This window comes from Pseudomonas sp. QE6, assembly GCF_041379005.1.
Lineage (GTDB): Bacteria > Pseudomonadota > Gammaproteobacteria > Pseudomonadales > Pseudomonadaceae > Pseudomonas.
Window position 1 is genome coordinate 1,344,747 of record NZ_CP166873.1, and the last position, 20,240, is coordinate 1,364,986.

Annotated in this window: 18 protein-coding genes; 8 read left to right on the forward strand and 10 right to left on the reverse strand. The window is 67.5% G+C overall.

All coding sequences use genetic code 11. The features are described 5' to 3' along the window. The first annotated feature begins 222 nt into the window (after positions 1-222). The 7 genes from ACAW63_RS06080 (at position 223) to ACAW63_RS06110 (ending at position 8,814) form a co-directional block, all read left to right on the forward strand. Entirely contained in the window at positions 223-1,218 is a 996-nt protein-coding gene (locus tag ACAW63_RS06080) for an ATP-grasp domain-containing protein (protein WP_371232390.1), read from the forward strand. Between the two features lie 332 nt (positions 1,219-1,550). Further along, positions 1,551-2,672, forward strand: coding sequence for a PAS domain-containing protein (locus ACAW63_RS06085; protein WP_275609661.1), 1,122 nt, complete (start codon positions 1,551-1,553; stop codon positions 2,670-2,672). Next, complete coding sequence (locus tag ACAW63_RS06090) at positions 2,669-4,105, forward strand: sigma-54 interaction domain-containing protein (protein WP_371232392.1); 1,437 nt, start codon at positions 2,669-2,671, stop codon at positions 4,103-4,105. The genes ACAW63_RS06085 and ACAW63_RS06090 overlap by 4 nt, the downstream gene beginning before the upstream one ends. Before the next feature lie 461 nt (positions 4,106-4,566). Next, positions 4,567-5,166 (forward strand): dimethylamine monooxygenase subunit DmmA family protein, encoded by a 600-nt coding sequence (locus tag ACAW63_RS06095; RefSeq protein ID WP_371232394.1) that lies wholly within the window; start codon positions 4,567-4,569, stop codon positions 5,164-5,166. Beyond that, a complete protein-coding gene (locus ACAW63_RS06100) occupies positions 5,163-6,131 on the forward strand; it encodes a 2Fe-2S iron-sulfur cluster-binding protein (protein WP_371232395.1) in 969 nt (322 codons plus the stop codon). The genes ACAW63_RS06095 and ACAW63_RS06100 overlap by 4 nt, the downstream gene beginning before the upstream one ends. Positions 6,132-6,145: 14 nt before the next feature. After that, positions 6,146-7,162 carry a DUF3445 domain-containing protein gene (locus tag ACAW63_RS06105; protein ID WP_371232397.1) on the forward strand — a complete coding sequence of 339 codons (1,017 nt, stop codon included), beginning with the start codon at positions 6,146-6,148 and terminating at the stop codon, positions 7,160-7,162. Between the two features lie 122 nt (positions 7,163-7,284). Beyond that, positions 7,285-8,814 (forward strand): APC family permease, encoded by a 1,530-nt coding sequence (locus ACAW63_RS06110; RefSeq protein ID WP_371232398.1) that lies wholly within the window; start codon positions 7,285-7,287, stop codon positions 8,812-8,814. Between the two features lie 155 nt (positions 8,815-8,969). On the opposite strand, the gene ACAW63_RS06115 is transcribed toward ACAW63_RS06110, so the two are convergent. The 9 genes from ACAW63_RS06115 to ACAW63_RS06155 all read right to left on the reverse strand — a co-directional run bounded on the left by ACAW63_RS06115 (position 8,970) and on the right by ACAW63_RS06155 (position 17,664). After that, entirely contained in the window at positions 8,970-9,899 is a 930-nt protein-coding gene (locus ACAW63_RS06115; RefSeq protein WP_371232400.1) for an AEC family transporter, read from the reverse strand. 80 nt (positions 9,900-9,979) lie between these two features. After that, a complete protein-coding gene (locus ACAW63_RS06120) occupies positions 9,980-10,660 on the reverse strand; it encodes an SDR family NAD(P)-dependent oxidoreductase (RefSeq protein WP_371232402.1) in 681 nt (226 codons plus the stop codon). 106 nt (positions 10,661-10,766) lie between these two features. Next, entirely contained in the window at positions 10,767-11,561 is a 795-nt protein-coding gene (locus ACAW63_RS06125; protein WP_371234595.1) for an ABC transporter ATP-binding protein, read from the reverse strand. 26 nt (positions 11,562-11,587) lie between these two features. Next, positions 11,588-12,349 (reverse strand): ABC transporter permease, encoded by a 762-nt coding sequence (locus ACAW63_RS06130; protein WP_371232404.1) that lies wholly within the window; start codon positions 12,347-12,349, stop codon positions 11,588-11,590. Further along, positions 12,346-13,104 carry an ABC transporter permease gene (locus ACAW63_RS06135; RefSeq protein ID WP_371232406.1) on the reverse strand — a complete coding sequence of 253 codons (759 nt, stop codon included), beginning with the start codon at positions 13,102-13,104 and terminating at the stop codon, positions 12,346-12,348. The genes ACAW63_RS06130 and ACAW63_RS06135 overlap by 4 nt, the downstream gene beginning before the upstream one ends. A gap of 2 nt (positions 13,105-13,106) precedes the next feature. Beyond that, positions 13,107-14,318, reverse strand: a complete 1,212-nt coding sequence (locus ACAW63_RS06140; RefSeq protein WP_371232408.1) for an MFS transporter — start codon at positions 14,316-14,318, stop codon at positions 13,107-13,109. After that, positions 14,305-15,360: an ABC transporter substrate-binding protein gene (locus tag ACAW63_RS06145; protein WP_371232410.1), complete on the reverse strand. Its 1,056-nt coding sequence runs from the start codon at positions 15,358-15,360 to the stop codon at positions 14,305-14,307. Before ACAW63_RS06145 ends, ACAW63_RS06140 begins: the two co-directional genes overlap by 14 nt. A gap of 76 nt (positions 15,361-15,436) precedes the next feature. After that, positions 15,437-16,492 (reverse strand): ABC transporter substrate-binding protein, encoded by a 1,056-nt coding sequence (locus ACAW63_RS06150; RefSeq protein ID WP_371232411.1) that lies wholly within the window; start codon positions 16,490-16,492, stop codon positions 15,437-15,439. Positions 16,493-16,509: 17 nt separating this feature from the next. Next, positions 16,510-17,664, reverse strand: coding sequence for an LLM class flavin-dependent oxidoreductase (locus ACAW63_RS06155; RefSeq protein ID WP_371232413.1), 1,155 nt, complete (start codon positions 17,662-17,664; stop codon positions 16,510-16,512). Positions 17,665-18,003: 339 nt separating this feature from the next. On the opposite strand from ACAW63_RS06155, the gene ACAW63_RS06160 reads away from it, so the two are divergent. Next, complete coding sequence (locus ACAW63_RS06160; protein WP_371232414.1) at positions 18,004-18,735, forward strand: class II aldolase/adducin family protein; 732 nt, start codon at positions 18,004-18,006, stop codon at positions 18,733-18,735. A gap of 416 nt (positions 18,736-19,151) precedes the next feature. Here ACAW63_RS06160 and ACAW63_RS06165 read toward each other — a convergent pair whose 3' ends face one another. Beyond that, the gene (locus ACAW63_RS06165; protein ID WP_371232415.1) at positions 19,152-20,228 is read right to left on the reverse strand and encodes an ABC transporter substrate-binding protein; all 1,077 of its coding nucleotides are present in this window, start codon (positions 20,226-20,228) and stop codon (positions 19,152-19,154) included. Positions 20,229-20,240: the final 12 nt, after the last annotated feature.

Consider the following 20,240-nt stretch of genomic DNA (forward strand, 5'->3'; position numbering starts at 1 on the left):
ACGGGGCCTGGAGCCAGGGTGAGGGAGTTTTTCCTGCCCTGGCCGATGTCGTTGCCGTTGCGGGGACGGGTTCGCGGCTACGCTTGATGGGATCGCTGGCAAATTGCCGTGGGGCCAGCGGTACGCCAGGGGGGCAGCCAGTCTACTCACTGCGAGGCCACGAACCATGGGAACTCACTTCATTGTTGAGCTCTTTCGGCGTGCTTTCGGCGGAGTTCGCCCATGAGCACGCTATTTGACGGCGTTTTTTCCCCCGCCTGCCTGATCACGGCCACCGGCGCGTTCTGCACCGAGGCGGTGATCACTTCCTTGCGGCGCCACTCCACTGCGCGGCTCATCGGGACCAATATCCAGCCCCCGGAGTGGTGCACCACCTCGACGCTGCTGGATGCTGCCTACCAGGTGCCCCCCGCAAGGGACGTGACCGCCTACATCCGCCGCGTACTGTCGATCTGCGAGGCCGAGCGGGTAACCCATGTGCTGCCGCAGATCGACCCCGAGATCGACGCGTTCGCACTGCATCATGAGACGTTCACCTCCCGTGGCATCACGCTGTGCATGCCGCCGCTGGATACCATCCACGTCGCCCGTGACAAGTGGCGGGTGTTCCAGGCATTCCAGGACGTCCAGGGCATCCGCGCCATTCCCACCTGGCGCCTGCAGGACCTGCCGGTGCCGGGACTGGAGCTGCCGCTGATCGCCAAGCCCTGCGATGGCCGCAACTGCGAAGGGCTGGTGCGTATCCACGACCTGGACTACCTGCGCTACATCCAGGACAAGTGCCAGGATCGCGACTACATCGTGCAGCCGCTGCTGCCCGGCGAGGTGTGCGTCGTCGACGTGGTGCGGCATGCCGGCAGCGGGCAGTGGGCCGGCATGGCCCGGCAGGAGCTGGTTCGTACCTCCAACGGCGCCGGCCTGACCGTGCAGATGCTGCCCGATGCGTCGCTGGTCGAAGCCGCGGGCCGGGTCGCACAGGTGCTCGGCGTGAATGGCTGCATCAACATGGAGTTCCTCGTCCATGAGGGCGACGCGCTGCTGATGGACGTCAACCCGAGGTTTTCCGGTGGGATCGCCTTCACCAGGCTCTCCGGCTACGACATGGTGCTCAATCATTTCCGCTGCTTCTCGCGGAGCCAACTGGATGCGCCTGTCGTGCCCGCGCCGGCCATCCATGCGCGGCATTACGTGGAGGTCACCACCGTCAGCGGGACTTAGGCGTTCCTGGCCGTGATACCACATGGTGCGCTGCGCGCGGGTTCAATCCCGGGTGCGCCGCGTCATCGGTGATCTGCTGGGCCGTGATTTTGTGGCGCTAAACTCCCTATCTTTCATCGTCCGGCGCTCCGCTGCAGTCATGCAGCGGATACCCTGCAATCTGTGCTGCACGATTGCGCGCAGTGCTGCGTTCTTGCATACATCCTTCCGCTCCAGCCCACGGCGCACGGGCGTTTCAGGCTGGCATGCAACATGCCTTGATCTTCTTGAGAGCCGCCGGGCGAACTCGAGCGGTCGCTTCGTCGTGTTGGGAATTTGCATTGGAGAGGGAAATGGACCCGCTAAAACTGCTGCTGGACAGGGGCCTGCTGCTGTCCGACAGCCTGACGTCCCAGGGACGCTTCATCGAGGTTTCCGCCGAGCAGACCGACCAGCTCGGTTATGCGCCCGGTTCGCTGGATGGCCAGGGCGCCGAGCTGATCTACACCGCCGACTCGCTGAACGCGCTGATGCAGCTGTTCGCCAACCCGCCGGCGGATGAGCGCGTACAGGACCTGGAGCTGACCCTGATCCGCCACAACGGCGGCCTGCTGCCGGTGCTCGCCAGCGGCGTGCTGCAGTGGCGCGACGGCGAGCCGGCGCGCCTGCACCTGGTGAAGATGCCGCTGGGCCCGATCAGCCGCCGCCTGGGCGAGCTGCAGAGCGCCAACGAAGTGATGAGCCAGATGCTCTTCAGCGCGCGGGTGGCCTACTGGTGCATCGAGTTCGCCGAGTCGGTGGACGTGCGCGAGACGCCCGACGAGATCGTCCGCCAGGTGTTCGAGAATCGCTCCTACTGGCGCATGTGCAACCGCGCCATGGCGAACATCTACGAGATGCCCGCCGACGTCGACTTCAGCGAGCAACCGGTGCGCCTGTACTGGCCGCGCAGCCCGGCCAACGAAGAGTTCGTGCGGCGCCTGATCGAGGCGGACTTCCACGTCGACGGCGCGCTGTCGGTGGACCGCCGCCACGACGGCTCGCCCGCCTATGTGGAGAACGACGTGCGCGCCAGCATCCACAACGGCCGCATGCTGCGGATGTGGGGCAGCCTGCGCGACGTCAGCCAGGAACTGCGCATGCAGCACGATGCCGAGCAGCGCATCGAAGCGTTGCGGCGGGTGTTCGACGCGGTGCCCGACGCCGTGCTGGTGATCGACGAGGCGGCCCAGCCGCAATGGCGCAACGCGGCCTTCGAGCAGACCTTCGGCATCACTCGCGCGGCCGGCCTGGCCTCGACCCTGAACCGCATGCCGCTGCCGGAGCGCACCTGGCAGGTGCTCGACCTGCCCGACCAGTTCGGCAACTACCAGTCCTTCAACAGCCACTGCTCGCGCATCCTCATCCGCGAGGGCGTGGCCTGGCGCGTCTTCGTGCTGCGCCAGGCGAACAAGGCGACGGAGCTGCATCCATGAGCGAAGAAGGTTTCTTCGCGTCCCCGCGCATGGGCATGCGCTCCTCGGTCAGCGCTTCCGGGGAGATGCTCTCCGCGCTGCTGGAGACGCCGGCGCTGCATGCCCTGCTGGACAGCTTCAGCGAGGCGCTGATCGTCTGCGACGGTGAATCGCGGGTGCGCTTCATCAACCTGGCAGCGGAGCGGGTCAACCGCGTGACTCGCGTGGACGTGCTGGGCTTGCCGGACGTGGACTTCTTCCAGCGTTCGGCACTGCAGTTCGACGATTTCCAGCAGACCCTGCGGCGTGGCGGCAAGAGCGCGCTGACCCGTTCGCGCGATGGCCGGGTATTCCTCACCCGCGCCCAGGCGGTGCCGACCACGGCCTACGAGAAGCCCTACAGCCTGCTGATCCAGCGCGAGTACGAGCCGGGCACCGCGGGCAGCCTGCGCAGCCCTTCCGGGCGCGCCTCGACCACCGACCTGCAGGGCCTGGGCGACCCGCAGGACAACGCGCTGCACATGTCGCCGCTGCTGTCATCCATCGCCGACATGGGCGTGCGCGCCTTCCGCCGCCGCGCGCGCCTGCTGCTGCTCGGCGAGCCCGGCGTGGGCAAGACCGCCATCGCCCGGCACATCCACCGCGCCGCCGGCTGGGGCGACCGGCCCTTCATCGATGTGAACTGCGCGAGCATCCCGGAAACCCTGTTCGAGTCGGAGATGTTCGGCTACGAGCGCGGCGCCTTCACCGGCGCGCTGCAGTCGGGCAAGCGTGGCTATATCGAGAGCGCCTCGGGCGGCACGCTGTTCCTCGACGAGATCGGCGAAATCCCGCTGCAGGTGCAGGCCAAGCTGCTCAAGTTCCTCGAGGACGGCACCATCCAGCCGGTGGGTTCGCCGCTGTCCAAGCAGGTCCAGGTGCAGGTGATCGCCGCCACCAACAAGGATCTGCGCGCCCTGGTGGCGGCCGGTGAGTTCCGCGCCGACCTCTATTACCGCCTGGCCGTGCTGCCGGTGGAAATCCCGCCGTTGCGCGCCCACCGCGACGACCTGCCGGTGCTGATGGACATCCTCCTGGCACGCATCAACCGCGACCGTCAGCCGCTGCTGCGGTTGTCCTCGGCTTGCCGCGAGCGCCTGCTGGCCTACGACTTCCCCGGCAACATCCGTGAGCTGGTGAACATCTTCGAACGCCTCGCCGTGCTGGCCGACGACGTGGCGGAACAGCTGCACCTGCCGCCGGAACTGCTCGGCGCGCCGCCGGCCGGCAGTCCCGTCGCCGCCGACGAACCGGCTGCGACCATCGACGACCAGCCGCTCAAGGCCCAGGTGCAGCGCTACGAGCGCCAGGTGATCCTGCGCGCGGTGCGCCTGTGCGGCAGCAAGCGCAAGGCGGCGATCCACCTGGGTATCGACGTCGGCACCTTGATCCGCAAGTTGCAGCGGGACGATTGAGCGTCCTCCGAAAAATTCGCCTCACGTAGGGCGGATAACCCGTTCCGGGTTATGCGCCTACGTTCCGCCTACCATGCCGGAATTTCCCGTACCTGTAGGAGCGAGGGGGACGCCCAGTTCTTGCTCGCGAACAATCCCCGCGCGGCGGCGGTTCGCGAGCAAGCTCGCTCCTACGGAAAGCTCACCATCTACGCATCCGCGCGACCAACCGGTCACGCTGCTTTCGCACGCGAGGCACGAGCGCCCCTGCGACAATCCACCGCTGCAAGCCTGCCTACAGGCGTTGTCATTTCTGCTTACACCTCTAATCTCGTGATTTTATTTTTTCTTTAAATTTCAATTACTTAAATATTTGGCACAGTCTGTGCCCTGTCTCCTGCGACCCGTGACCGTGCACGGGTCCTCGAATCGCGCCGGCGCTCCTGACCGAGAGCGCCGGCAGTTCTGGAGGCACAAGAACAATGCTCATCACAGGTATCAAGAGCCGGCCGGTCTACGACCAGTTGCGCCCGCTCGCCGGTGGCCACCACCACATCATCGCCGGCCAGGGCAGCGGCGGCGCCGCCATGCTCCGCCTGCTCGCCGAGATGCCGCGCACCGCGCCCATCCGCGTGCTGTATTCCACCGAGACTTTCTCCGGCCAGGATCACCTCGCCGCGCTGCGCGACATCACCGACGTGGAGCTGGCGATCTACCCGAGCAATCGCGCGCTGGTGGATGACCTGCACGCGCTGCTGGGCCAGTCGCGCATGGGCACCCGCCTGTATCTGGCCGGCTCGGAAAGCTTCATCGGCACCGCCATGCAGGCCGCCGACGCGATCAACCTGAACAAGGACGAGGTGCTGCGCGAACACGCCGGCTCCTTCGTACGTCGCGTCTGGTGCGTGCACTGCGACGGCTACACCGAGAACGTCACCCAGCGCGTCTTCGAGTGCCCGCACTGCGCTCGCACCCTGGTGGTCCGCGACCACTACTCCCGCCGCCTCGCCGCCTTCCAGGCGGTGAAGGCCGACGCCGAAGTCCCCGGTGAGCTGCCGGAAGCCGAGGAGCTCGACACATGAGCCAGTCCAACGGAACCCTCAAGGTCCGCGTCACCCGCATCGAGCAGGTGACCCCGGAGATCAAGCGCTTCACCCTGGTGTCCACCGACGGCGCGCACCTGACGCCCTTCTCCGGCGGCAGCAACGTCGTGGTACTGATGCCCCACGCCACCGGCACCTACCGCAACGCCTACTCGCTGATGAGTTCGCCCTACGACGCCAGCGCCTACCAGATCGCCGTGCGCCGCGTGGAAGAAGGCCGTGGCGGCTCGAAACACATGCATGACGTGGTGAAGGAAGGCGACGAGCTGGAAATCCTCCGCCCGGTGAACCTGTTCCCGCTGAGCAAGCACGCGCGCCTGCACCTGTTCATCGCCGGCGGCGTGGGCATTACCCCGGTGTGCTCGCAGCTGGCCGAACTGCGCCTGCGCGGCACGCCCTTCGAAGTGCACCTGGCGGTGCGCGGCGACGCCCATGCGCGCCTGGGTGAAGAACTGCGGCAGGCATACGGCGACGCCGTGCGTCTGTACCGCGACGACCGTGGCGAGCGCCTGAATATTTCCGAAGTGCTGGCCGACCGCCCGCTGGGCAGCGACGTCTACGTCTGCGGCCCCGAGGGCATGATCCAGGCGACGATCGACGCCGCCCACGCCCATGGCTGGACCGACAGCCACATCCACTACGAGCGCTTCCTCGAACAGGGCAGTGTCGGCGAGGCGTTCCAGGTCACCCTGGCGCGCAGCGGCGCGACCATCCAGGTATCGCCCGACCAGAGCCTGCTGGAGGCCGCCGAGGCCGCCGGCCACGAGATCCCGTATCTGTGCCGCGGCGGCGCCTGCGGCATGTGCGAGACCAATGTCCTGGAGCTGGACGGCGAGATCCTCCACACCGACGACTGGCTGTCCGACGAGGACAAGGCCGCCAACACCAAAATCATGCCCTGCGTGTCGCGCGCCAAGTGCTCGCGGCTGGTCATCGACTGCTGAGCCGGAGAACGACCATGACCATCCAATTCCGCCCCGACGAAACCTACCGCGACGACTACACCTACGCCAACAGCCAGGAATGCATCGACCGCGCCCCCTGGCCCTTCCCGGACGACGAGTACATGTACTCGATGAACCTGGAGCCGCACGTCAGCGTCGGCGATGGCGCCTTCCGCGCGGTGTTCGACATCGACGAGCACTACATCAGCGAGTGCCGCGACCGTGCGATCACCCTGGAGAAGGACCCGGGCATGCACTACGTCTCCGCGCCGCACATGATGGAGGCGCAGTGGGACCTGCTCGAACTGATCATGGAGTCCTACGCCAAGGATTACCCGGAGTACTTCTCCCTGGAGAAGGACGGCACCCGCTGGCACTGGACCAACAAGCTGTTGAACATCGACGACACCTTCACCTTCGGTGATCCCTCGACCCTGCCCTATGAACCGATGGAGTACGTCACCCGCCAGGCCCAGGGCGACTGGGTCCTGCAGGAAGAACGCGACGGCACCCTGTACTGGGGCGCGGGCATCGCCACCCAGCGCGCGGACTACTCGCTGCGCTTCAACCTGGGCATGGCCTGGCACGAATTCCACGGTCCGGTGCCGCTGGTGAAGGAAACCGGCATGCTCGACCGCGCGCTGAAGTTCCTGCTGCGCCTGCGCAACGGCCACCCGGTGCGCCGCCTGAACTGGTCGCTGACCGTCAACCCGCGCCTGGACGTGTCCGCCGAGTCCCTGCCCGAGTGGGCGCCGGACCGCACCACGGTGACCGCCGAGAACGCCGGTAAAAAGGTCTACTTGCGCATCGAGCTGCAGCCGTTGCACCGTCTGCCGCGCAGCAACGCCATCGTATTCCCGATCCGCACCTACCTGCTGAGCCTGGAAGACATCGCCACCAACCCGGCGTGGGCCAAGCGCATGCACCGCGTGCTCAAGTCCCTCAACCAGGAACTGGTGGACTACAAGGGCTTCACCCGCTACCGCGACCAGGCGGTGGAGTGGCTCTCGCAGTTCGACGACGGCAAGTGACAGCACAAAGAGCATCGTCGCTTTGCACCCATAAGAAACCAACCCGAAAAGGGAATCGGCGGGCGTCGTGAGGCCCGCCGGTCGATTGCCTTCTGCCCATCAACCCCTGAGAGGAAACAACGATGAGTGGGTCCCCTGCCAAGCGTGCCGCTGGCGTAACCGATTCCGATGCCGAGCAGCTCGCCGCGCTTGGCTACAGCTCCAATTTCGAACGCAGCATGAGCCTGTGGGAGAACTTCTCCCTGGGCTTCACCTACCTGTCGCCTGTCGTGGGCGTCTACACCCTGTTCGGCCTGTGCCTGGCCGCCGGCGGTCCGCCGATGTTCTGGACCTACCTGCTGATCGGCCTGGGCCAGCTGCTGGTGTGCCTGGTGTTCTGCGAAGTGGTTTCCCAGTTCCCGATTTCCGGTGGCGTCTACCCCTGGGCGCGTCGCCTGGTGGGCAAGCGCTGGGCGTGGATGGTGGGCTGGGTGTACGCCTGGGCGCTGTGCACCTCCATCGCCGGCATCGCCGTGGGCGCCAGCCCGTACATGGCGGCCATGCTTGGCTTCGAGATGCACGGCAACGCGGCCATCGGCATCGCCCTGGCGCTGATCGCGCTGTCCACCGTGCTCAACCTGTCCGGCACCAAGCTGCTGGCCCGCGTGGCCATGTTCGGCTTCATCTGCGAGCTGGGCGGTGCGCTGCTGGTGGGCGGCTACCTGCTGATCTTCGAGCGCCACAACGACTTCAGCGTGCTGTTCAACACCTTCGACATCAAGGTCGACGGCTCCTACTGGCCGGCCTTCCTCGCCGCGTCCCTGGCGGGGCTGTTCCAGTACTACGGCTTCGAGGCCTGCGGTGACGTCGCCGAGGAAACCCCGAACCCCGGCAGGATGATTCCCAAGACCATGCGCATGACCATCTACATCGGCGGCGCCGCCGCGATGTTCGCCTGCCTGGCGCTGATCCTCTCGGTGCCGGACATCCAGCGCGTGATCAACGGCGAAGACACCGACCCGGTGACCACCATCCTGGCCAACGCCTTCGGCCCGGTGGGTTCGAAGCTGGTGATGGCGGTGGTGATGGTGTCGTTCGTGTCCTGTGTGCTCAGCCTGCAGGCCGCAGCCAGCCGCCTGCTGTTCGCCTATGCCCGCGACGAGATGATCGTCGGCAGCAAGGCCCTGTCCAAGCTGAACACCAACCACGTCCCGGCGGTCGCGCTGGTAGTGGCGGGCGTCATGCCCGCGGCCATCGTCTGCCTGGGCCTGTTCATGGCCGATGCCGTGGCCACCATCGTCGGCTTCGCCGCGATCGGCATCTACGTGTCGTTCCAGCTGATCGTCATCGCCGCGCTGATCGCCCGCGCCAAGGGCTGGGTGCCCGGCGGGCAGTTCACCCTCGGCAACTGGGGCGTGCCGGTGAACGTGGCGGCGCTGGTCTACGGCGTGGCGGCGATCACCAACATGGTCTGGCCGCGCACCCCGGATGCGCCCTGGTACATGAACTACTCGATGATCCTCACCACCCTGGTGGTGCTGGGCGCGGGCCTGCTCTACATGCTGCTGGCCAAGCCCTACGACAAGGGCACCGCGCCGGCGGGCGACGCCCACCGGATCTCCGGCCGCCAACTACCCGCGCGCGCTGCGGGCGCGCTGACCGAACCGGCTTGATCGCAACGTTGACGCAATTCGGGCCATACGCCTGAGGGGCTGCGTCTGGATCGTCACCTTCCCCTGGTGACGCTCCCCTGCGTTTGCGCAACGGACCACCATCCCCGCGATGGCTGGTCCGTTTTTTTATGCCCGCTTTTGTAGGAGCGAGCCTGCTATCTGGCAATCCACAGCAGGCACAGCGAGAGCGTCACCAACGAGCCCAAGGTCGACACCAGAATGCTCCGCGACACCACCGCCGCCTCGCGCTGGTAGTACTCCGCGAGCATGAACGGCCCGGTACCGGTGGGTAGCGCGCTGAGCAGCAGCGCCGAGTCCGCCCACAGCGGCGGCAGGTCGAACACCTTGTAGGCGAGGAAGCCGGTGAGCAGCGGCTGGCCGATCAGCTTGATCATCACCAGTGGCCAGGCGCCGACCTGTTCGCTTTCCTGCTTCTGCGCCAGGAACAGCCCCAGCGACACCAGCGCGCAGGGCGTGGTGGCGGCGGCGAGCATGTCGAGGAAATGCAGCAGCGGTTCCGGCAGGCCAATGCCGCTTGCGGCCCACAGCCCGCCGATGATCGGCGACACCACCAGCGGGTTCTTGCCCAGCGCTCTGGTCACCACCCACACGGCGCGGCCGATGTGCTTCTCGCTCTGCAGGCCGACCTCGATGAACACCACCGAGATGGCGAACAGCACGCAGACCACCAGCAGGGAGGCGATCAGCGCCGGCTCCAGGCCGTCCTGGCCGAACACCAGCAGGCACAGGGGGATGCCCATGTAGCCGGTGTTGGCGTAGGACGCGCTGAGTCCGTCGATGCTCGCCGCCGGCAGCGGGCGGCCCTGCAGCAGGCGCCAGGCGAGGGTGGCGAAGAACACCAGGAGGCAGCCACCGGTGAAGGCGGCGAGGAAGCCCGGCTGCCAGATTTCCGCCCAGGTCGCGGTGGCGGTGACCTTGAACAGCAGCGCCGGCAGGCACAGCCAGACCACCAGCCGGTTGATCTCCGAGGCCGCCTGCGGGCCGAGGCGGTGGGTGCGCCGGCACAGCCAGCCCACCAGGATCAGCGCGAAGATCGGCAGGACGACGGACAGCACGTGGGACATGGCGGCACAACCGGACAATGGAACGGCCGGCGAGCATAGGGGCCGGGGCCGCCGACGTCCAATGCGACCTCGGTCTGAGGTCAGACGCGCCCGCTGACCGGGATGCAGGCGCCGGTGATCGCGGCCGCGTCATCCGAGGCGAGGAACAGCAGGGTCGCCGCCAGTTGCTCCGGACGCACCCAGCGGTCGAATTCGGCGTCGGGCATGTCGGCGCGGTTCTGTGGCGTGTCGATGATGCTCGGCATCAGTGCATTGACGGTGATGCGCGCGTCTTTCAGCTCTTCCGCCAGCGCCTCGGTCAGGCGCATCACGCCGGCCTTGGACGCCGCATAGGCGCCGGTTCCCAGCGCTGCGCGGGTGGCGGCGGCCGCCGCGATATTGAGGATGCGACCCTGGCCACGCGCCTTCAGGTGCGCCAGCGCGGCCTGGCTGGAGACCACGGCGGTGCGCAGGTTGATGCGGTACATCAGGTCCCAGGTATCGACGTCGCCATCGGCCAGGGTTTCCCAGTGGAAGCCGCCGGCGACGTTGATCAGCGCGTCGAGGCCGCCGAAGTGCTCGCTGGCGCGGTCGATGGCGGTACGGGCGGCGGTGCTGTCGGTCAGGTCGACGCCGCCCAGGGACAGCGCGCCGGCCTGTGGATAACGCGGGCTGACGGCCCGGTCGAGCAAGGCGACCTGCCAGCCAGCGTCGGCGAAGGCCTGACCGACCACGCTGCCCAGGTGGCCGAAGCCGCCGGTGATGGCGACGATCTTGTTCATGGAGTGCACCCTCGTGGCGTTGGAAGAGCGGCTCTTATAGGGTTAGCACGCCAGGCGTAGGAAGGTCGCCGACGCCAGATGCAGGGACGGATCGGGACGGGCGGTGTCAGCCTTGCATCAGCTCGCCCAGCAGTTCGTCCTTGAGCCGTTGCAGCAGCGCATCCCCGCGTTGGCGCGGGTGCGGCAGGTCCACCCGTACCTCATGGCGTATCCGCCCCGGCCGCGCGTCCATGACGATCACCCGGTCGCCCAGGTACAGCGCCTCTTCCACGTCGTGGGTGACCATGATCATGGTGCTGCGCTGCTGCACCCAGATGCGTTGCAGCTCGTGCTGCAGGCGCACGCGGGTGAGGGCGTCGAGGGCGCCGAAGGGTTCGTCCAGCAGCAGCACCTTGGGCCGGGTGATCAGTGCGCGGGCGATGGCGGCGCGCTGCGCCATGCCGCCGGAAAGCTGGTGCGGGTAGGCCTGCTCGAAGCCGGTCAGGCCCACCAGTTCCAGGTGATCGGCGACCCGCTCGCGCTTTTCGGCGCGGCTGAGCTTCTGGTTCTTCAGCGCCAGGGCGACGTTTTCCTGCACGGTCTTCCAGGGGAACAGGCGGTGGTCCTGGAACACGATACCGCGCTCCAGGCTGGTGCCGGTCACGGTCTGCCCGTCGAGCAGGATGCGCCCGCTGTAGTCGTTCTCCAGGCCGACGATCAGCCGCAGCAGCGAGGATTTGCCGCAGCCGCTGGCGCCGACGATGCTGACGAACTCGCCGGGGCGCACCGCCAGGTCGATGTTCTCCAGCACCGGCAGGCTGCGGCCGTCGATGGAATAGGCCTTGCTCAGGCCCTGGATGGCCAGGGCGCCGTATTGCGCCTGCCGGGTCGGCAGAATGGCGGGGTCGAGGATCGCGTTCATGGTCTGGGCACTCATGGCAAATAGGGTCAGCGCAGGTTGCGCCAGCGCAGCAGATGGCGCGCGGCGCGGGCGAACAGCTGGTTCATGGCGTAGCCGAGCAGGCCGATGCTGAGCACGCCGATCACTACGATCTCCATGCGCGATCCGGTCTCGGCGTTCATCATCAGGTTGCCCAGGCCCATGCCGGTGGAGAGGAACAGCTCGCAGCCCACCGAGCTGACCCAGGCGAAGGCCAGCGCGTGCAGCACGCCGTTGCTCAGGCTGGGCAGCGCCCCTGGCAGCAGCACCTCGCGGAACTGCTGCCAGGGGCCGAAGGCATACAGGCGGCCCACTTCGCGGTAGCGCTTCTCCACGTCGCGGAAGCCCTCGAAGGCGTTCAGCGTCATCGGGTAGAAGGCGGCGAGGCTGACGATCAGCACCTTGGACGGCTCGCCGCTGCCGAACCACAGGGCGATCAGCGGGATCAGGCCGAGTATCGGCACCTGACGGATGGTGTGATACAGCGGCGCGAACAGCCGCTCCAGCGGCCGCGACAGCGCCATGCCGGCGCCCAGGGCGAAACCGGCGAGCACGCCCAGCAGCAGGCCGAGGCAGGTGCGTTGCAGGCTGGCGGAGACGCTCAGCCACAGCTCGCCGGTACGGATCAGCTCGGCGAAGCCGGCGCCGATGCGCTCCAGCGGCACGAAGGCGTAGGCCGCGCTGGCGCCCTGTTGCGACTGCCAGTGCCAGGCGGCGATCAGCAGCGCCGGCAGCAGCAGTCCGCGAAGACTCTTGAGCAAACGGATCATGGCGTCGGTCTCCAGCGCAGCAGGCGCTTCTCCAGCAGGCGGAAGGCGAAGTCGAGGACGAAGCCGATGGCCCCGGTGACCACCACGCCGACCATCACGATGTCGATGCGCAGCATCTGCCGGCTCAGCTCGATCAGCTGCCCCAGGCCGCTGTCGGCGGCGAGCAGTTCGGCGGCCACCAGCACCATCCAGGCGCGGCTCAGGCTGATGCGCAGACCGGTGACGATGGGCGGCGCGGCGGCGGGGAAGGCGACGTCGCGCAGCAGGCTCCAGAGCGGCAGGCGGTACACGCTGGCGACCTCGAAGTAACCGCGCGGGATACCCTTCACGCCTTCGCTGGCGGCCAGCGCCACGGGGAAGAAGGCGGCCTTGGTGACGATCAGGATCTTGAAGGTCTCCTCCACGCCGAAGAACAGGATGAATATCGGGATCAGCGCGATCGACGGCACCTGGCGCAAGGTGTGGAACAACGGCGCGCAGTAGGCTTCCACGGTTTTCGACAGGGCCATGGCGGTGCCGAACAGCAGCCCGCCGACGGCGCCGATGGAGAAGCCGATGGCCAGGCGCGACAGGCTGTTCGCCACGTGTTCGCGCAGCTCGCCGCTGGCCAGCAGGTCCTTGAAACTGGCCCAGACTTCGGCAGGCGGCACCAGCAGTTGCGGCGGGAACCAGCCGGCGCGGGTGGCGACGAACCAGGCCAGCAGCAGGAGCAGCGGGGAAGCGAACCAGCTCAGGCGATCCAGGGTGCGAGTCATGCTCAACCCTCCTGGCCGAGCAGCGGCCCGGCGCTGTGGCGGCGCAGCTTGCGTTGCCAGCAGAACAGCGCGGCCAGCAGCACCAGGGGAATCCAGCAGAGGAACAGGTTGTCCAGGCCGACGAAGTGGCTGATCGCCCCGCCCAGCAGCGCGCCGGAAAAGCTGCCGGACATGGAGGCGAGGTTGAACAGCCCGGAAATCTTGCTCTTGTCCATGGCGTGCTCGCCCAGCTGGGCCATGTTCACCAGGTGGATGAGCGCCGCCGCCGCGCTGAGCAGCACGCCGCCCAGGGCCAGCAGCCAGTAGTCGCGGGCGACGCCCAGCAACAGCAGGGCGGCCAGCGCCGCGGTGAGGCTGCCGACATAGGCCAGGCGCCGTCCGCTGCGTTCGATAAAGTAGCCGAAGCCGAACAGCCCGAGCACCGAGGCCAGGCCCTGGATCATCACCAGGCTCACCGCCTGGCCCTGGGACAGGCCGGCGACTTCCATCGCCAGCAGCAGGATGAAGGTGCCGAACAGCGCGCTGGTGGCGGCGCTGAGCAGTTCGATCAGGCAGCTCTCGGCGATCTCCACATTGGCCAGCATGGCGCCGACCTGTTGCAGCAACCCGCCGGTGGCGGCGGCCACGGGTACGTCCTCGCTGGGCGCCTCGCCTTCCCAGAAGCCCAGGCTGTAGAAGGCCATCAGGCCGAAGCACAGGCCGATGGCGGCAAAGCCCCAGGTGAAGCTCGTCGCGCCGCTCAGCCAGTTGCCCAGCAGCGGCCCGAGCAGGCCCATGCCCAGGGTCAGCGAGCCGCGGTACCAGCCGGCCTTGTCATTGCCGATGCGCTTGAGCTGGCGCAGGAAGGCGCTGTTCATGGCGACGATGCGGAACGGGATGCACAGGCCGATCAGCAGGCGCGCAAACGCCAGCCACAGCCAGCCACCGAACAGGGGAATGGCAAGGTTCAGCAGCATCGGCCCGAGGCTGGCGAGGAAGTACACCCGGCGCGCGCCGAAGCGGGCGATGACGAAGCCGGCGGGCAGGGTGAGGATCACCATGCCGAGGGCTTCCATGGCCGAGATGATGCCGATCTGCATGGCGTTGGCGCCGATGCTGATGGCGTACAGCGTGGTGACGATCTTCGCCATGCCGATGGTGGCGCCGCTGAACGCCGCCAGCAGCATGAAGTTGAACAGGAAGGCGCCGGGCCGCGCCGGGCTAGATGGCGACATCGATCTTCCCCAGCAGGTCTTCCAGCGGACGCGGGTCGATCCAGTCGTCCACGTTGACGTGGTTGCCGATGAACTCCCAGCGCTGCAGGAACGCGGTGAGGTCGCGCAGGGCGTTGACCGAGCGCTCGGCCAGGTTGGTCTGCAGGCGCAGGTGCGCGTCTTCGCCGTAGGCGCTGGCCACCCAGAACTCGCTGGTGTTCAGCTCGCGGGCGAGGAAGCGGCGGGTCTCCTCCGGGTGCGCCCAGGCCCATTGCTCGGCGCGCAGCACGGTGTCGAGCACCCGCACGGCGGCATCGAAATGTTCGTCCAGCAATTGCTGGTCGACGGTCAGGGTGCGCGGTGTGCCGATGTTGGAACGCACCAGCGGCTCGGGGTGCGAGCCGACGTCCAGCACCACGTGCAGGCCGAATTCATGGGCCAGCTGCAGGCCGTGGGCGCCCTTGAGGAAGATGGCGTCGATGTCGCCGCGCAGCAGGCCGATCAGCTCGTTGTTGCGCTGCACCACGCGGTTGCCCTTGAGCGCCACCTGGGCGCCGAACACGTGGCGCACCGGGTCGTCGCTGTAGGTGCCGCCGTAGGGGTAGTCCACCAGATCGACGTCGCGCACCTCCAGGCCTTCCACGCGCAGGGCGTTCTCCAGGCCGCGCAGGGACTGGGCGCGGGTGAAGTCGATCTGCACGTTGGCCCACTTCGGCAGGCCGAAGCGCCGGTGGCGCAGGTCGCGGATACTGCGCACGCCGCTGTCCGGGGCGCTGACGATCAGTTGCACCTCGTCGCTCCACGACAAGCCGATCACCCGGGTGCGCGCGCCGCTGGCGCGGGCCCAGATGGCCGGGATGTTGCCGCCGTGGCGCACGGAGTAGGGCAGGTGATGGTCGAAATGTGCCTCGCGCACCTCGCGTTCGGAGGATTCGCGCAGCGACTGGATGCGCGTGCCGAACGGGCGGAAGGCCTGGGCCAGGCGCCCGGATTCGACGGCGATGCCGAGCCCCGTGGGAACGGGGCTGTGGGTGTACCAGAGGGTTTCCAGCGGTGTGCTCATGGGTGTCCGTCAGGGAAGAAAACCCCTGCGCCGTCGCGCAGGGGCCGGAGAGAGGGAATCGCCCTCGTGACGTTGATCAGCCGGTCTTCTGTGCCAGGCGGCTGCGCAGGGCTTCCAGCGGGCGCGGGTCGATCCACTCGCGCACGTCGAAGCGTGCCGGGATGAAGTTCCAGCGCTGCAGGAAGTCGGTGAAGTCCTGCAGGGCGAGGATCGAGCCTTCGTCCAGGTTGGTGCGCAGGCGCAGGTGGGCGTCCTCGCCATAGGCGGTGGCGACCCAGAACTCGCTGCTGTTGGTTTCCCGCGCCAGGTAGCGGCGGGTCTCGTCCGGGTGCTGGTGCGCCCAGTCTTCGGCGCGTAGCACAGAGGCGAGGATCGCGCTGGCGGCGTCGGGGTGCTGCTGCAGCAGGTTGAGGTCGACGCTCAGGGTGCGCGGCGTGCCGTTGTTGGAGCGGATCAGCGGCTCCGGGTGGGCGCCGGTGTCGATCACCGTGTGCAGGCCGAACTGCTGTGCCAGCTGCACGGCGTGGGCGCCCTTGAGGAAGATGGCGTCCACTTCGCCACGCAGCAGGCCGACCAGCTCCGGGTTCTGGCTGCGCTGGCGGCTGCCGCCGTGGCCGGTGATGCCGACGATGTTGCTCGGCGCCTCGTCGCTGAAGGTGCCCTTCAGGCCGAAGTCCACCAGCTCAACGTCACGCACTTCCAGGCCTTCCAGGCGCAGGGCGTTTTCCAGGCCGCGGATGGCCTGGGCGCGGGTGAAGTCGATCTGTGCGCCGCTCCAGTCCGGCAGGCCGAAGCGCCGGCCCCTGAGGTCACGCACGGTGCGGATGCCGCTCTCGGCGGTGGTCAGGATCAGCTGCGCCTCGTCGGCCCAGGACAGGCCGATCACGCGGGTCTCGCGGCCGCTGGCGCGGGCCCAGATGGCAGGGATGTTGCCGCCGTGGCGCACCGAGTTCTGCAGGGTGTGGTCGAAGTGCGACTCGCGCACCGCCTGGTCGGCGGACTCGCGCAGCGACCTGATCTGCGTGCCCTGCTCGGCCAGGGCTTCTTCCAGCCAGCCTTTCTGCACGGCAATGCCGAGGCCGGTGGGCACCGGGCAGCGGGTGTACCAGAGGGTATCGAGGGGACGGGACATGTTCAGCTCCTTGTGGCTCAGGCGCGAGCCTTGAGTTCGTGGACGTCGGCGCGTTTGCCCTGGACCAGCGGCAGGACTTCCTGGCCGATCCGCAGGGCTTCTTCCAGGTGCGGGTTGCCGGCGAGGATGAAGGTGGAGAAGCCGGCGTCGCGGTATTCGGCGAGGCGTTCGGCGACGTTCTCGTGGCTGCCCACCAGGCCGATGGTCGGCCCCGGTTTGGCCTTGCCGAAGCCGGCCCAGAGGTTGGGGCCGATGATCAGGTCGTCGAAGCGCTCGACGTTCTGGTGGTAGGCGGTCTGCCGCGCGGCGCCGACGGAATCCGAGCCGGTGGCGAAGTTCTTGATGAAGGCGCTGGTGCGCGCGTCGATGCGCTCGTACTGGCGGCGCAGTTCGCTCCAGGCGGCCTCTTCGGTTTCGCGAGCGAACAGGTCGATGCGGATGCCGAAGCGGATCTCGCGGCCCTGCTTGTCGGCCAGCTCGCGCACGCGCTCCAGGTGCGGCTTGAGCTTGTCGATGGGCTCGGCCCAGTTCAGGTAGACGTCGGCATGTTTCGCCGCAACGTCCAGCGCCGGGTCGGAGAAGCCGGAGAAGTACACGCCGGGCTTGCGCACGTGCTTCAGCGCGATGGGCAGCGAGCCGTTCTCCAGCTGGTAGACCTCGCCCTGGTAGGAGAACTGCTCGTTCTTCCACAGCCCGTCGATGATGTCGAGGAACTCGCCGGTGCGCTGGTAGCGCTTGTCGTGTTCGAGGAAGTCGCCATTGGCGCGCTGGCTGGCGGGGTTGCCGCCGGTGATGATGTTCCACTCCAGGCGGTCGCGGGACAGGTGCTGGAGGATCGCCGCCTGCTGCGCGGCGTAGGCGGGCAGCGTCCAGGCGGCCTGGAAGGCGATCAGGAACTTGATCCGGCGGGTCTCGCGGGCCAGAGCGGCGGCGGCGATCCACGGCTCCGGTCCGGTGGGCAGCAGCGCGCCCTCGAAGCCGGCGATCTCGGCGGCCTTGGCCACCTGGGCGATGTAGTCGATGTAGGTGAAGCCGTCCGGCTCGCCGTTGGGCAGGCGGCCCGGGGCGATGTTGCCGGGACGCTCGATATGGCTGCCACGGTTGTTCTTGTCCGAGGCGAGATAGGGACCGTCGCTGCCCAGCGGCAGTCGCCAGAAGAATTCGGTGCTCATGGCCTTGCTCCTTTGCTTTGCGGGGGCAGCGTCGTGCTGCTCGTGCAGGGTCTTGAGCAAGGGCTGTGCCCAAAGGCTGCAGGCCAGGCGTGGCGGGGCTTTCAGGGTGGCGTGCTGCTGTGGCAGCAGGGCGTTTGTCTGTACAGCAGCAGTGGGGCAGCAGGGGATGCTGGGCGGGCAGCAATTTCGGCGGTGTTCGGGCCATTGGTGGCCTTCCGTTCGCTTTGATGATTCGTAATTAGCTGATTTGTATGGGTATTTTTGAGTGGCACAAGTCCTGCTCAGTCACTGGAACACCGCCACGCGGTTCATCCATCCCCGACTGCCAGGAGGCATTCCATGTCCACCCTCGACCCGCAACTCGCCAGCCAGCTCGAACAGGTCCGCCGCGACTTCGCCAAGGCCTTCCGCGTGCTCAAGGAAAGCCGCACCCTGACCGCCACCAACACCTACCAGGCCTACGTGCGCGTGCCGGACAGCGACCAGGTGATCGCCGTCCACGCTCCCAACCCCTGGGCCGACGACCAGGAAATCCGCGCGGTCATCGCCACCTGGGACGGCGAAGTGATCCTCGACGAAAGCATCCCTGGCGCGACCCCGCTCAGCGGCCGTGGCGCTGGCGGCAACGGTAAGCGCTACGCGGCGATCTTCCAGGCGCGCCCGGAAATCAATGTGGTGATCCACGTCCACACCCCTTACCTCGGCGGCTGGGCCAGCGCCCACCGCGTGCTGCCGATCCGCTACGCCGCCTCCCAGCGCGTGACCCTGGCCCGCGAGCTGCCGATCTACATCGACCGCCGCCAGCCTGAGCCGCTGTTCATCCTCGACAGGATCGCCGAGAACCCGCACACCCCGGCCATCCTCGAAGCCAACGGCGGCGCGACCTTCTGGGGCGAGGACCTGATCAAGGCATCCAAGCTGATCCTGCTGATCGAGGAAGGTGCCTACTTCCAGGGCCTCGCCGAAGGCCTTGGCGGCTCCCAGGAATTCGGTCCCGGCGTGCTGGAGCAGCAGTGGAAAATGACCGGCCTCTGGGAGCAGGGCCAGAAGCTGCTGGGTGCTGCGGCCTGAGTATTCGCCTGAACCGAAAAAGCCCTCTTGCGAGGGCTTTTTCATGGCTGCGAATCGGCGGCTTTTCGTAGGAGCGAGCTTGCTCGCGAACCGTGCCTGCGACTGGGCTTGTTCGCGAGCAAGCTCGCTCCTACAGGTTCGGTTGGCTTCTGTGCTGTGGGAGCAACTGTCTTTCTCTGAAGGTCCGTGCCGAGAAACTCCTTCGCCCGGAAGGGAGAGGGGACCGGACGGTGCAGTATGAATCCATGGCGCCAGCCAGCACGGACAGCGCCCTCTCCCTTCAGGGAAAGGGCGGGGGGAGAGGGCTGGCCCCGGCGCGATGTTTCAGGTGGGAGCGGATTTATCCGCGATCGATTCCCGGCCGCTCGGAGCTGGCCGGTGGCCCATCGCGGACGGAATCCGTTCCTATGCGAAGGTCAAGGCTTGGCCGCGACGGAGGGCCCTGTGCTGGGCTGCCAGAAGCTCTCCAGTTGCAGGTTCTTCAGCCCCTGCTCGACGAACTTCGGTTCCAGCAGGTCCTCCACCTTCACCTCGCCACGGATCAGCCTGGCCTGCTGGCTGTAGGCGATGCCGTCGGCGTAGTGCTTGCGCAGGTCCTCGTCGTAGATCGGCGAGAAGTGCGCCGACCAGGGCTCGCCGGCCACCTCGCGCTGCAGCACGCTCAGCGGTACGCCGGAGCGCGATTGCGCCTCCTGGTAGGCCGCCTGGTTGGCGTCCTGGGAGACCCACCACGCGGCCTTCAGGTAGGCGTCCACCACCAACTGGGTGAGATCGGGATGGTCCTTGACGAAGTCCCGCGCGGCCCAGACTTCGGCGCGCATCTTCCAGTCCGCCGGGGCCTCCTTGCTCGACCAGATGATGCGGCCGACCTGCTTGTCTTCCAGCAGGAAGGCGTCGCTCAGGGTGAAGAAGGCATCCACCCGCCCGGCGCTCAGCGCGGCGGCGCCGGCCTGCGGGTTGAGGTTGAAGATGCGGAAGTCCTCGAAGCCCAGGTGGTTGGCTTCCAGCAGCTTGGCGAACGACAGCTCCCACGGCCGACCCCGGTGCAGGGCGATGCGCTTGCCCTTGAGGTCGGCGATGGATTTCGCCGTGGAGCCCGGCGGCACCACGAGGTAGACGTTGTTGCCGATGCCGCCGGGGACGATCAGCTGGGTCTGCACGCCCGAGGCGTTGGCGATGATCGACGGCAGGTCGCCATAGAAGGCGAAGTCGATGCGCTTGTTGGCGAACTCCTCGTTGACGAAGGTGCCCACCGAGGCGGTGGCGGCGGGCACCCACTCCAGCTTGATGCCGCGCTGGGCCAGTTGCTGCTGCAGCCACTTGTCGCGGTCGATGACGGAGGCCGGGCCGTTGAAGGTGATCTGCCCGGCATTGGCATAGGCCACGGTGGCGATGCGCAGGGTGGTCGGCTGCTCGGCGGCCAGGGCGTGGCCCGCGAGCAGCAGGGCGGCGGCCGGCAGCAGCCGGCGCAGCGTGCGATGGATCAGGGACATGGTCGTTACCTC